A 13940-nucleotide genomic window follows, 5' to 3' on the forward strand; every position below is an offset into this window, starting at 1 on the left:
AGCGGTGGGCAATATGTTCAAATGGATAAAAATTCAACCCTATACTTTAGCCTTGCCACTCATCATTGATAATAAACCACACACGAAAAAAACAAACTATAAGGAGTACTAGATCATATTCATAATTATCATTTTTATGTAACATTAACCCACTAACATTTGTCCGGCGATCAAGCTAAAAGGAATTTCTCTTGGCAAGCCTTCCCTTATTAACCCCAACACAATTACGTTACGGCCTATCTATAGGGCTGATTTGGGTTCTAGATAATATAGCTTTTTTAATTTCTTCCATTTTTCTAGACAACCCAAGCGCGTTATTAGTATCCAGAGTTACTGGCGCCCTGGCTGGTTACTTTATCCACAAAAAAGTAAGTTTCAAAAACACAAAGAAACACACGGTGAGAACCTGGGCAAAATATGCACTGGTATGGCTAATCGCATATAGTATTGTACTTTTTGGAATTGAGTACTTTTCCACCACTCTAGATATCCATAGCATTATTATTAAGCTTGCATTTGAATGTTTAGTGATCCCAGGTAACTATTTACTGCTGAAATACTATGTTTACCGCTAGAGAAAAAATTATCCGCTTACTTAGCACAGCCATACCGGGAATTATCATTATTGGGTTCCTTGGCTACTACTACAGCTTTCTTATTGATACATGGTGGATGTTCGACGACTCCCAACATGTAAAGAAGGTAGCACTCGACGGTCTAAGAGTATTCACAACACCGGCCGAAGAATTAGGCATGATCCCAGCCAATTTCACACCCTGGCTTCTACTCAATTATTGGATAGACTTTAAAATAGGCGGGCTTGATCCAACCACAGCACACATACACCAAATAATATCCGTTTCTGTCTGTGGCCTAGCCATATACGGAGCCTTGAGCCGCTGGATGCCAACTTGGCTCGCGGCAAGCTTTTGCCTATTTTTTCTAACCACTCCAGCCAGCTATACAGTAATACAAATACTATGTACCAGGCATTATGTCGAGGGTTTGTTATACTCTTGTTTAAGTGTGATTCTTCTTAAATCTTTCATCGAGAATGGCGGATATTGGAGGCTTATTTTCTCAGCCACGCTTTATTTCGTTGCCTGTTTAAACAAGGAAGTGTATGTACCTTTATTTGGATTCTTTACGGCCTATCTAGCTTATATTGCAGTAAAAAGACAAAGCTGGAGCGTTTTTTATTATTTAGCTCCATTTATAATTATTGTGCTTATCTACATTCCTTATCGCGGCTATGCACTAGGCTGGGACAGACTTATAAGCGGCTATGGTTCAAAAATAGACCATCAAGGTTTCACAGATGTAATTGATTTTTTTACACGCATTATCAACTTTAATCACTTTAAAGGTTTGATGTACTTTTATGTCATTTTAATCTTTGCCAGCTTAGTAACGGCATTTAGAGCAGAAAAGATAAGAACCTTAAGTATATTTATGGTCGGCGCGAGTCTTGTAGTTGGAGTTTTAGTTCCTGCCTACCCCGTTATGCCAACAGCAAGAGTTAACTATAACTACACTTTCGTAGCTGTTTTTGTATTACTGTTATTACCTACACTTTGGGCTTGTATTCTTTGCAACTCTAAAAATCTACGCTTGTTTACCAACATACTACTAGCTTCAACTTTTTCTTTTAGTACATATAAAAATGTAACTACCTATAACCCCCAGTCACCATTAGCAAAAGCAAATTTTCATAGAGATATTTTCAAGCGTACTAAGGTCGAAGGTGAAGCAATTTTATATGAGGAAGAATCATTTAGTATTCTAAAGCCTACCGGTGCAAAGTGGCATCATGCTGGCCTGTATGACATTAGAGAAAAAGTTTTACAATCAAACCCTGGACCCAAGGCCTGCTACGCACTTTGCGATTGCCCTAAGGAGCAGGTAGTTTTTGCTTATGCTGACGATGCGTTAACACAAATAGAGACGGAGACAGAAACATGCCAATAAGGGAAGGCCTCTACACTGTAGACTTCATAGTACCAGTATATAATGAAGCAGAAAATATTCACCTCTTTGAGAATGAGTTATCTTCTGTTATGAGCGCTGAAAACCCTAATATTAACTACAGTATAATTTTTGTAAATGATGGGTCATCCGATGAAAGCTGGAAGGAGATCACACTCCTGTCAGAGAAGCATCCGAATATTATCGGAATAAATTTCGCGCGAAACTTCGGCAAAGAAGCAGCAATGGAGGCTGGTCTAATGCAAAGCCGGGGTGATGCCGCCATCGTAATCGACGCTGATCTTCAGCACCCAATTGACCTCGTCCCAAATATGATATCTGCTTGGGAAAATGAAGACTACAAAATTGTCTCAGCCGTTAAAAGTGAACGTCAGTCCGAAAGCTATATAATGCGCATATTTGCAGGCGCTTATTATCATTTATTCACAAAAATATGTGGATTTAATATCCAGAAAGCCAGCGACTTCAAATTATTAGATAGAGAGATCATTGCCAGGTATCTTTCAATGCCGGAACAAGAGAGATTTTTCCGGGGGCTTATAGCATGGATGGGATATCCTGAAAAAAAGCTTGAATTCAAACCTCTTGAACGTATTGAGGGAGAAAGCTCTTGGTCCATCTTTCAGTTATTTAACTACGCAAAAAATAGCCTTCTAGCCTTTAGCTACGCACCACTTAAACTCATTGGAGCAATTAGCTATCTCATGCTGCTGGTAGCTTTCATCTTAACTTTCCACTCTTTATACACTTGGGCGAGCGGCGATGCACATGAAGGATTCACCACTGTCATTATCCTCCAATTATTAACAACAAGTATGATTATGGTTGGGCTACACGCCATTAGTAGTTATATCGCCAAAATATATGACGAACTGAAGGGGCGCCCCAGATTCTTGGTGCAACAAACAGTTGGGCTAGGCGATCAAAAATCTGGATCCACAGACATACTTTATGATCAAGCCGGCAACATGTAAGTAACTAAGTGATCAGCTAATTTAGAAAGTTGTAACGGGCTTTTCTCAAGTCTATCACGAGAGTTTCCGAAATCTTATCTTGAATAGCCTGACGATTCGGATCCCAATAAATTTGTATAAAGCCCATTAAGCCGGTGGCCAAGCCGGCACCATAACCACCGTAACGACCAAAGCTTTCCCATAAGCTCATCTTTTCACCATTAAGCTTGATCACTTTAATACCCATTAAGTATTTACCCACGGTCTGACCGGTAAACCAGGCACTCATAACAGTAAAGTAGAAAGCGGCCCAACCAAAGCCTAGGCCCAGATCAGCCAAGAGGGCATTAATATAGGCAATAATACTGTATTTATTTTGAGGCTCAGCTTGGCTCTTTTCAGTGTCTTCATGCTGTCCATCATGTTCTTCTTCCGCAGTTTCAGTAGCCCTTTGAGCCGCGCTACCTAACTCCTCTTTTTCAGTGCTGCCTTCCGAAGCCGCTGAGTCACCTTCAGTAATTTTCACCATCTCTTGGATTTCGCTCGGCACAGTTTCCGTTAGTTGCAGATAAGCTTTAGGAAACTTAGAACGAATTTCGGCAATGGTCTCTGCCGATAAATCAGACTCTTCAAAAGCCGCCGCCATGATATCTTCTGCAATATCCTTGGGAGCCTTTATGTCGATTAACTGCTGTGCCATGCCATTAAAAGTGTCCTGCCAACATGCAGCGGCAGGCTCACAGGACTGCTCGATCAGACTTTCTTTTTTCTCTGTTATTAAACGATTGTGCTGAAAAGCAGTAATGGCATAGGCGGCACCTTGGGCCAAGGATGCATCCTCGATGGGAGAGTTTTCATCTCCTACACTCCAGTTTAAGCTTTGTTCTTCTTCCAGCAAGCCACTTTGGGCATAGTAGAATGCCAAAAGCCCGAACAATATAAGACTCGCAAATACACGTAAGCAGACTTTTAACACCGGTTTTTCATCGGCCAATGCAAACTGGCGGCTAATCTGCCAAAAAACGATAGCAATCAAAACAGCTAGTAATGTGCTACTTAACTCAGCCAATAGCACAATAACAAAAAGGTCAATCAGTATAGCCAGCGCTCTTTTTAGTGGCGATGCTAGAGCCACTCCGTAAAGAACGGGAGATACACTAAAAGCAAAAGGGGTAATAAATTTCTTAGGGTCTTTTTTGCTTTGGCTAGTTGCTAGTGCTTGTTCATCCACAGGCTTTGTGCCTCTATATTTGTCATATTGATTCAACTACTTGATGACACCCAGCTCTCGCTGCTTCTTTTTACTCAAGGCTGCGGCGATCATCTTATAAGATTCTAAAATGTAGTAGCGCAATGCTTCATCTTCAGAGCTATCTACCCCAATTTTTTGAATCCATTTCATGCCTCTCGAGGCGAGGTACGGAGCAGGCCGATAACCCTCTTTATTTTCTAAAAAAAGATAGTTGTTTTCTGAGGTTTTGAAGGTAAAGCCTACCTCTTTATCTTCTTGGCCTGTTACTTTTGTCCAGCCACCGATAGCGAACACTTTACCGCCCACTTTCCAAACATCCGCTCCACCCCACTGTACAACATGCTCTGCGGCCTGTTGAGAAGCACAAAAAGTATTAAATTCTTCATTGGTCATATCGCCTCCCTAGCCTTTATTGCCAGATTAGAATGTTAGTTTATCGTTTCAGGAAAACACTTTGCATTCGAATTATTCAAACAAAAACGGCCACATGAAGTGGCCGTTTTCTAGTCTTTGTTGAGCTTAAGACTCAGAGTTTTTCTTTTCCCAAAGCTCAGCATGTTTAATGTCTAAAGCCTTAGGATCAAAGCGGTATTCACTGACACCTTCTTTACGCTGCGCTTCATAGTCACGCAAGGCCTTAATCGCCGGCTTAGCAATAAAGAAGATAATCAAGATGCCTACGATATTCAGCCAGGCCATCAAGCCCACACCAATATCACCAAGGCCCCAGGCCAGAGTCGCGGCTTTCACGCTGCCGTAGAATACGGCAAACATCATAATCACTTTCAAGATAAAGAAAGCACCTGGAATCTTAATGCTACGAAGCACATAAGAAACATTGGTTTCGGCGATATAGTAGTAAGCAAGGATGGTGGTAAAGGCGAAGAAGAATAGCGCAACCGCCACAAACGGCTCACCTACTCCAGGGAATACCGACTCAATCGCATGCTGAGTAAATGCAGGGCTGTTGGCATCAACTGTGGCCGCAAGGTTCTGAACCAAGAAACCTCCCTCACCATGAACATTGTAGGCGCCGCTGATCAAAATCATAAATGCCGTCGCAGAGCATACAAACAAAGTATCAATATATACCGAGAATGCCTGCACCAAACCTTGTTGAGCTGGGTGCTGCACTTCAGCAGCCGCCGCCGCATGTGGGCCTGTACCTTGGCCGGCTTCGTTGGAATAAACACCACGTTTAACGCCCCAACCGATTGCCGCACCGATGCCCGCCATTGGGGTGAATGCATCGCCAATAATCAAAGCAAATACCGCAGGAACCTGGTCGATGTTTAGCACCAAAACCACACAAGCAATGATGATGTAAGACAGCGCCATAAACGGCACCACAAATTCAGCAAACTTAGCAATACGCTTTAAGCCACCGAAAATAATGAAGCCTAGGATCATTACGACTACAGCGCCTGTAATAACCTTTGTTGAACTGATGGTGCCCAATGCTGTATCCAGCATAGTGCCACTACCAAAAGCCAAATCTACTGCATTACCAATCGCGTTGGACTGCACCGTAGGGAGCAAAATGCCACAAGCCAGAATCGTCGCGATAGCAAACAAAATACCGTACCATTTCTGACCAGTCGCTTTTTCAATATAAAAAGCCGGGCCGCCACGATACTGGCCTTCATGCTCTTCTTTATAAATTTGTGCCAGAGTTGATTCCACATAAGCAGTAGAAGCCCCTAAAAAGGCCACTACCCACATCCAGAAAACGGCACCGGGGCCACCAAAACCGATAGCTGCCGCCACGCCAGCGATATTACCGGTACCAACACGACCGGACAGTGAAACAGCCAGAGCCTGAAATGAGGATACGCCCTTGTCCGAAGCCCCTCCTGAAAACAGCAGGCGGATCATTTCTTTAAACAATCGCAGCTGAACAAAGCGAGTCATGATGCTGAAAAACAGTCCTGCCGCTAAGCAGGTATAGATAAGCGCTGGGCTCCAAACCACACTGTTAATAGCGTCTACAATGGTCTGCAAGGAGGTGCCAGCATCCGCTGAAGCCGCCTGTGCTGCTTCAACCGCCTCTGCGGCAAGAGTTTCTGGGGTCTCTGACATGAGAAAACCTTTCTTATGATTAGGATAGTTTCTGGGGTATAAGCCGGGCTCAAACCCCGCGTACCACTATAATTAACGATCAGACAGAAGAAAACCCGAAAAAGAGGGGCGTCTGCCCCTTTACTCAAGGAGATAGAGGATGAAAAGGGTAGCTAGGGAAGCCTTTATCGACCTCGCCTAGCTGTTGGGATTAGTCAGTCGGGCTAGAAGCGATACTCAAAATCGATACCGTAAGTTCTCGGCTCTGTTAGCGAGACCGTTGGAGAAGCCAAATCTGATGCCGCTAAGCCGCCTGGAATACTGGTATAGCGGTTGTCGAGTAGATTCTGTCCCCACAAGGCTAGGCCATAGCGCTCATCCTGACTGCGCCAAGCGATACGTGCATTGAGGAATTTACGATCATCACCAAAGTTTTCAATTTGCTCATACTCAGGTAAATAGCCCGCATCATTCTCATCAAACTGCTGCTCTTTAAAGACATAATCCACATGTAAATTCACCTGCCCCTGTGCGGCATCGAAGGCCCAATCGAAGGTAAAGGTATATTCATCTAAAGTGTCAGCTGATTCTTGATCACCACCACGCTGATTACCATTGGCATCAATATACTCACCATAGCGGCTGCTGGTTTCGCGGGAGGTGCTTACCAGACCAAGCTGAATATTGTCCGTTGGCAGCCACTGCATCACCAGTTCCCAGCCTTCGATATCTTCATCACCCGCAATAATGATTGGCGCGGAAAAGCCTGGAATATTGGGATCAGCTGAGAATACCGAGCGCTGGCGGTTTTCGAAGCTCATATCAAAGAAGTTTAAGCGTGTACGCAATCGGTCATTAAGCCAATCAGCCTTGATACCGAGTTCGATATTACTCACCTCTTCCGGTGACAAAGGTTGCTGCGCTGTATTCACCACAAAGCTGTCAAAGCCACCGGAGGTATAGCCGGTTGAGTAAGAGGCAAACACCATCGCCTTATCATTGAGGCGATACTGAGCAATGGCGCGGCCTGTTGTTTTGCTCCAACTATCTTTAGCGCTCACTAAACGATCAGTTACCAGACCAACCCCTTGTTGGCTCAAAGGGCTAAGCAAATTGGTAGCTTGTGGAATTAAAGCCGCTACTTGCAAGCCGGCAGCTGCCAGCGCCGCACGCTCTTGATTGAGCTGTGTAGCTAAAGGCGCCGTCGCATTGAACCAAGTAAAATCTTTTTCATCTTTGCTGTAGCGCAAACCGAAAATCAGATTAAAGTCGTCTGTTACGCTAATATCGATATCACTATAAACGCCCCAATTAACAAACTCACCAGTATTTCGTACTTCTTCGGTGAACAACTGCCCACTGTAGCTTGGCGCAATAAAGCCGGCCGCTAGGATTGGGCTAAAGGGCTGAATTTGCGGCGCAAAGGGGCTGGCATATAAAAAGCCCAGCACGCCATTATAAGAGGCGGTTGATTGATCCAAAGGAGTTCCCAAAGCACCACCGGCCAATTGATCGAGCGCCCCTGTCAGCATGGCCCAGCCAGTTGGATCCCAAATACTGTCGATACTAAAGCCTGCGCCTGCAGCCGCTAGCAAGCCATTGGATACCTGGGTGGCCAAGTTTGCAGCCGTATCGGCAGTGGTATTAATTTGTGTGGTCTGGCTTTTATCTTCACTCGAATAGGTAAAGCCGCCTACGTATTTGAATCGCTCATTGGAAAAATTCAATTGCAACTCGGTATAGAATAGTTCGCTGGTTTCAATATTGTCGGTATCTAAATATCGATCGATATGACTGCCGCCATCTTCATCCTGACGGTTGGTGGTATCTAGATCTCGATAATTCGCCCACCAAGCTAGTGACCACTCCTCATTAATATCGTGTTCTAAGCGATAGCCCAAAGAATACATATCGCGTGTTTCTTGGCCATTTATGACGTCGTTCGCCACTACGGCACTCGTGGGTTGTCGGTTGTGAGAGAAAGCGCTATAGCCCACCGACGGGGCCGGGCCGTTATCGGAATCATCGAAATCTGCACTAAGCTGCAAGCGGGTATCTGAGCTAAGCTCCCAAAGCAGAGCCAAACGACCAGTAAGCATATCCTTGGCATCAATATCAGCACCGCCTGACACCACATTGTCGATATAGCCATCACGCTGGTTAAGCATTAGATTGGCACGCACAGCAACATTTTCAGACAAAGGCTGATTAATCATCGCCTCCCAGCGCTGAAAATCGTAATTACCTGCTTTTAATTTTACAAAGCCTTCTTGCTCACCTAACTGGGGGCGATTAGGAACAATATTGACTGAACCTGCGGCGGCATTGCGCCCGGCCAAAGTACCCTGGGGGCCTTTAAGCACTTCGATGCGAGCCATATCCGAGAAGGCGATAGTGGTAGCTGAGCGCGGCAGGTATACACCATCGTAAAAAGTGGCCACCGAGGCGTCGCCACCAGAGCTGATATTTGAGCTAGCGACACCACGAATGGTTAAGGTACTTTGAGTAAGAGCGCCGCCGGCCTCAAAGCCCGGAATATAATCGGCGATATCCTCAAGTAAGAGCGCGCCAGTATTTTCGATATCCTTTGAAGAATAGTTATCGATGGCAATCGGCACATCCATAACATTCTGCTCACGCTTTTGAGCGGTAACCACAACTTCTTCTAGGGCGAACTTGGGTGCATTGCTTTGGGCATTGGCATTGCCGATAAGAATTTGACTGATGGCCAAACTGAGAATGGCCGGCCTGTAGGCTGGGTATCGCGACATAACGCTCTCCGTCGTTGTTATTTATTATTGTTATTTCATTTGCTGTTATAGCTATGAGCGTGAAATCTGCCAGAATCTGGCAATAGATGCTTAGTGTTTTTAAAAATCGTCATTGATTTTTATGCAGCCCAAGCCTCCGTAATGCAGGCCAAGCACGTTTGAGTGAGTGTTTTCGAAATCCAGAAGCCCAATTCAAGGAATATCATAATAATGAAGAACTCTGGCAGCTGAAGTCAGCAAGCGTTAGACTCAAGCAAACATAAAATAATAAAAGCCCCAGCACGCCCTAAGTGATGCTTTTATAATGGGTAAGGAAGTAAGATAATCCGTGAGTAATCTGATTGATATTTTTATCAGCTTTTCCCTGTCCCAGCTGCTGCTATGCACAGTACTGCTGCTGCGCCGCCCAACAGGGCATGCCTTAAGCGAAAAACTGTTTATTGCCTTATTGCTAGCCGATGCCGCCTATTTGATTATCCCTTGGGTTAGCGCCGATTGGGCTAGAGCCATTTTATACCCCGCGCAAACCATGGTGCCCGGACTATTTTGGTTATTTAGCTATAGCTTATTTGACGATCATTTCCGGCTGCGACCATGGCAGCTGATTCCCTTTATCATTACCGTTGTCTTACCCACGGCGGCAACCTTCGCTGATCTAGGTGAGTCTCAAATAGGCCAGCTACTGTGGTTTCAGCTACCTCAGTTTATTGAATTTGTGCTCCTCGGCTGGGCGCTCAAAGTCATTTTGGCCCACTGGCAAGATGATCTTTTAGAGCAACGTCGGAACCTACGCATTTGGTTTTCGGCCTTTATTGGCTTTTATATCTTCGCCTTGATCGCCGCGCAGCAACTGTTGTTCCCAAGCGTCGAATGGCTGGCTATTTGGCAATATGCCCCTGCAGGGGTCATGTTATTTCTGTGTAACTGTGTATTGCTGGAATTTAAGCAGGATGTTTTTTATCAACAAGCGCCCCCGCTGCCTCAAGCCAACATAGAAACAGAAGCAGAAACTAAGGCCACCAAGATCGAGCGCCAACATGAACAAGAAGAGGTTCCAGATGGAGTTCTTGAGGCCATAAGCCTGCTCATGGAAGGTGAAAAGATTTATCGCGAGATGGGGCTCACGATTGGTCAGCTGGCCGACAAAATAGAAATCCAAGAGTATCGCTTGCGGCGTATCATTAATGCAGGTCTAGGCTACCGAAACTTTAATGACTTTCTAAATCGCTACCGTGTGCAAGAAGCATGCGAAAGACTCGCGTCAAAGACCGAGCAAGACACTGCTGTCTTGAATATCGCACTTGATGCTGGCTTTCGCTCATTGAGCTCATTTAATAAAGCCTTTAAGGATAGCCAAGGCATGACCCCCACCGCTTATCGCAAAAGTCAGCTCAACTAAGCGATCTTTCGCTGCCGAATTTTAAAATCACTGAGATTTCGGCCTTTAATAGCGGCAATCTACGCTGACAATAATATCAGCGAGTGATTTGTCATGATAAAGCGCCTCTTTAAAGCGGGCTATTGCCTAAGCTTTAAACACACAGCCTTACTTAGCACAGCACTGTTAATGCCTATTAGCAGCACCTCATTTGCCGAAACAGAGCCAAAGCAAAAAGCCAAACGGCTATTTCAGAGCTGCGCCAGCTGCCATGGCCAGCAAGGTGAAGGGCAAGCCGCACTTGGCGCACCCACCTTAGCCGGACAATTGCCCTCGTATCTAGAGCGAGCCATGGCGGAGTTTGCCGCCGGAAAACGCGGTCAAGAAGATCATTTCGCCCAACAAATGGCCGCCATGTCGGCAAGTTTGCAAAATGAACAACAAAGGCAGTTATTGGCCAGCTACATCAGCACGCTACCCGCCAAAGAGATTCAAATACCCCCACGCAGTTCTGATGCCGCTTATCGTTTGTACCAAGCCAGCTGCGGTGGCTGCCACGGTGTCAAAGCCGAGGGCAACAAAGCCCTAAACTCTCCTCGGCTTGCTGGTATGAATGAAGCCTACATAGCAAGGCAACTAGAACACTTCAGAACGGGCAAGCGGGGTGCAAGCAGCCGCTACGCAAAACAAATGCAAATGATGGCCAATACCTTAAAAGGGCCACAGGACGTCAAATTACTAAGCCGGTTTATTGCAAAGCTCTAAGGTAAAAAGAAAGCTGAAAGAAAGTTTAAGAAAGAAGACAAAGGCCAGAACAGAGAATGATTAACAGCCTTATATTAGCCGCCGGAATTAGTCTCAGCAGCCATTGCCCTGCCGGATTTGAAAAAGCAGAGAGTAATCGCTGTGAGCTTAGAACGGTATATCAGTTCTACGACTCCCTACAGAATCGCGGTGTCGGCGGCACTCAAACCAGCTTGCCAAAACATGTGGATGGCTACAGCCCACAGCAAATTGATCTAGGCCGTTATTTATTCTTTGATCCTATCTTATCTGCTAATCAGGTGCAGTCTTGTGCCAGCTGCCATCAGCCAGATAAAGGCTTTAGTGATGGCCATGGTCGATCAGTAGGCTTTGATGGCAAGCTGCTTCCACGATCGGCACCTAGCCTATGGAACAGTGCCTTTTTAGATCGCTTCTTTTGGGATGGCCGAGCCAAGACTTTAGAGGAGCAGGCTAAGGGACCACTTTATGCCCCTGAAGAAATGAACAATAAGCCAGAAGAGCTGCTCGAGCGCCTAAATCAAAACAAAGAATACCAAAGACTTTTTAGGGCGGCTTTTCCCGGCAGCATCGCAATCGAAGAGTCGCAACTACTAACGGTATTGGCGGCATTTCAAGCATCGTTAATTTCCTTAAACAGTCGCTACGATCGCTATGCCCACGGCGACCACAAAGCACTAAATTCCGAAGAGATAGCCGGCATGAATGTATTTCGCTCTTTTGTCGCGCGCTGCAGTGAATGCCACACACCGCCATTGTTTACTAACAACCAAATCGCCGTTATTGGCACCCCCGAGCCAGAGGGCATGGCATTAGATATTGGCGCTGAGAAAACCTTTAACAGCAGCGTATTAAAAGGTGGCTTTAAAGTGCCCACCTTAAGAAATATCGAATTTACCGCGCCCTATATGCACTCCGGTGTATTTCCAAGCCTACGTGAAGCCACAGAGTTTTATAACAAAGGCCGCGGCCATGCAGTTCCCAATGGCGTGGAGATGCAAATCCATTGGCATATTTGGGAGCCCAATCTGAAAGAAGAAGAATTAGATTTAATCGTCAGCTTTATGAAAACGCTGAGCGATGAAACCTTTAAACCCAAAACACCCAAACAGCTGCCCTCTGGCCTGCCAGTGCTTGCTGATGTACCAGCCGCAAGTAAGGAAAGCAAAGACAGCATCCCACAGACAGCAATGAGAAGATAACAATGAACAAAAGCCTTTTACTCGCTGCCATCACCTTAGCCGTAGGTTTTGGACTTGGACAGTTTCTGGCCAAAGACAAAGCCCCAGTTATTCAAGCTAATCAGGTGGATAAAAGCTTCGCAGGTGGTTATCAAGCCGAGCAAGATAAAAACTTGAACGCCGACGTAGATTTTGTCTTACCGGGCAGTGGTAATACTATAACGGTAAATCCTGGAGAAAAAATTCAAGATGCCGTGATTGCCGCCAAACCAGGCGATACCATCATGGTGATGCCCGGCCGCTATGAAGAAACCATCTACATCGACAAAGACAGCATTCGTTTAGTCGGCATTATCCAAGAAGGACAGCGCGCCGAGCTTAATGGCAGAGGCGAATTGAACGATGCCATTTTGTATTCTGGCAACAATATCACTGTCGAAAATTTCCTTATCACAAAATACAAAGGCAATGGCATTATGGGCCAGGCCGGCAATAATTTTGAGATTCGCGGCAATGTAATTGTTGATACCGGTGTTTACGGAATTTTCCCGCAACTGGGTAAAAACGGTATCGTGTCTCACAACATTATTTCAGGCATTGAAGACGCCGCCATTTACGTCGGCATGAGCGATAATGTTCATGTTGCCCATAACGAGGTGTTTGATTCAGTAGCGGGCATTGAAATAGAAAACAGTCGCCACTGCATTGTGGAAGACAATTATGTTCATAATAATACCGGCGGCATCCTAGCTTTTATTACTCCTGGTCTTCCCATCAAAACCACTTACGATGTCATCATTCGTAATAACTTTGTGGTTAACAATAATCACCCGAACTTTGGCGCACCAGGTTCTACTGTTGCTGGCATTCCACCGGGCACCGGCATCTTGGTAATGGCCGCCGATGAAGTGGTTATTGAAGATAATATTATTACCGATCATAAAACCGCTGGCATAATGATCACCGATCACTATAACGCGCCAAATACCACGATCGATGAAGGCTCTGACCCTTATCCAGATAAAGTTGCGATTTTGGATAACTTAATGATGCGCAACGGTTACGACACCATTGATGAAGTAAAGGCACTGATGCTCACCGAGCTTAAAACGGGTGATCCCGATATTATTCGAGCTGGTAAAAGCAGTGACAGCTGCATCAACAACCGCCACCGCTACATCACTGTAGGTATCAACGATTTTAAAGATTGTGATTTTAATAACACCGACGACGTTGTAACTTACAGCTTATCCGAGCCAGTGCCGCCGAGAGAAATAACTGCAGAAAACAAAGGCAAGATCGCCTATTTAGGTATTTGCACTGGTTGTCATAGTTATACTGGCCGAATTGTTGGTCCACCTGTACAGCTTATTCAAGCTTTATACATGGAGAACCCTCATGGCCTTGCGGATTACATTGCAAACCCAACAAAGAAACGCGACGACTATCCAGAAATGCCACCGCAGAACTACCTGGATGAAGAAACTCGCTTGGCGGTTGCTGAGTATATGTTGAGCCGTACTAACTAGAACAACAAAGGGGTCAGATCCCCAAAACAAAAAAATGGGCCTAGTGGCC

11 protein-coding genes are annotated in these 13940 nt (G+C 45.3%); 7 read left to right on the plus strand and 4 right to left on the minus strand.

Features of this window, described 5'->3' with window-relative positions; translation table 11 throughout:
- The first annotated feature begins 191 nt into the window (after nt 1-191).
- From Q1A41_RS17600 to Q1A41_RS17610, 3 genes are read left to right on the plus strand one after another with little or no spacing between them, the layout of a single operon-like run.
- The gene (locus tag Q1A41_RS17600; RefSeq protein ID WP_299981641.1) at nt 192-575 is read left to right on the plus strand and encodes a GtrA family protein; all 384 of its coding nucleotides are present in this window, start codon (nt 192-194) and stop codon (nt 573-575) included.
- Nucleotides 562-1968 carry a hypothetical protein gene (locus tag Q1A41_RS17605; protein WP_299981643.1) on the plus strand — a complete coding sequence of 469 codons (1407 nt, stop codon included), beginning with the start codon at nt 562-564 and terminating at the stop codon, nt 1966-1968. Before Q1A41_RS17600 ends, Q1A41_RS17605 begins: the two co-directional genes overlap by 14 nt.
- Entirely contained in the window at nt 1959-2960 is a 1002-nt protein-coding gene (locus Q1A41_RS17610; protein WP_299981645.1) for a glycosyltransferase family 2 protein, read from the plus strand. Before Q1A41_RS17605 ends, Q1A41_RS17610 begins: the two co-directional genes overlap by 10 nt.
- A gap of 16 nt (nt 2961-2976) precedes the next feature.
- Here the strand turns inward: Q1A41_RS17610 and Q1A41_RS17615 are convergent, their stop codons facing one another.
- The 4 genes from Q1A41_RS17615 to Q1A41_RS17630 form a co-directional block, all read right to left on the minus strand.
- Nucleotides 2977-4170 (minus strand): RDD family protein, encoded by a 1194-nt coding sequence (locus tag Q1A41_RS17615; RefSeq protein ID WP_299981647.1) that lies wholly within the window; start codon nt 4168-4170, stop codon nt 2977-2979.
- A 36-nt stretch (nt 4171-4206) separates the two neighbouring features.
- Nucleotides 4207-4584 (minus strand): MmcQ/YjbR family DNA-binding protein, encoded by a 378-nt coding sequence (locus Q1A41_RS17620; protein ID WP_299981649.1) that lies wholly within the window; start codon nt 4582-4584, stop codon nt 4207-4209.
- A gap of 126 nt (nt 4585-4710) precedes the next feature.
- A complete protein-coding gene (locus Q1A41_RS17625) occupies nt 4711-6270 on the minus strand; it encodes an alanine/glycine:cation symporter family protein (RefSeq protein WP_299981651.1) in 1560 nt (519 codons plus the stop codon).
- A gap of 203 nt (nt 6271-6473) precedes the next feature.
- The gene (locus tag Q1A41_RS17630) at nt 6474-9020 is read right to left on the minus strand and encodes a TonB-dependent receptor (RefSeq protein WP_299981653.1); all 2547 of its coding nucleotides are present in this window, start codon (nt 9018-9020) and stop codon (nt 6474-6476) included.
- Nucleotides 9021-9348: 328 nt separating this feature from the next.
- On the opposite strand from Q1A41_RS17630, the gene Q1A41_RS17635 reads away from it, so the two are divergent.
- The 4 genes from Q1A41_RS17635 (at nt 9349) to Q1A41_RS17650 (ending at nt 13891) form a co-directional block, all read left to right on the plus strand.
- On the plus strand, nt 9349-10419 hold the full coding sequence (locus tag Q1A41_RS17635) for a helix-turn-helix domain-containing protein (protein ID WP_299981655.1): 1071 nt from the start codon (nt 9349-9351) through the stop codon (nt 10417-10419).
- 93 nt (nt 10420-10512) lie between these two features.
- Entirely contained in the window at nt 10513-11163 is a 651-nt protein-coding gene (locus Q1A41_RS17640) for a c-type cytochrome (RefSeq protein ID WP_299981657.1), read from the plus strand.
- Between the two features lie 56 nt (nt 11164-11219).
- Nucleotides 11220-12383, plus strand: a complete 1164-nt coding sequence (locus Q1A41_RS17645; protein ID WP_299981659.1) for a cytochrome c peroxidase — start codon at nt 11220-11222, stop codon at nt 12381-12383.
- 2 nt (nt 12384-12385) lie between these two features.
- The gene (locus tag Q1A41_RS17650; protein WP_299981661.1) at nt 12386-13891 is read left to right on the plus strand and encodes a parallel beta-helix domain-containing protein; all 1506 of its coding nucleotides are present in this window, start codon (nt 12386-12388) and stop codon (nt 13889-13891) included.
- The last annotated feature ends 49 nt before the right edge of the window (nt 13892-13940 follow it).

This window comes from uncultured Pseudoteredinibacter sp. (genome assembly GCF_947502065.1).
Classification (GTDB): domain Bacteria; phylum Pseudomonadota; class Gammaproteobacteria; order Pseudomonadales; family Cellvibrionaceae; genus Pseudoteredinibacter.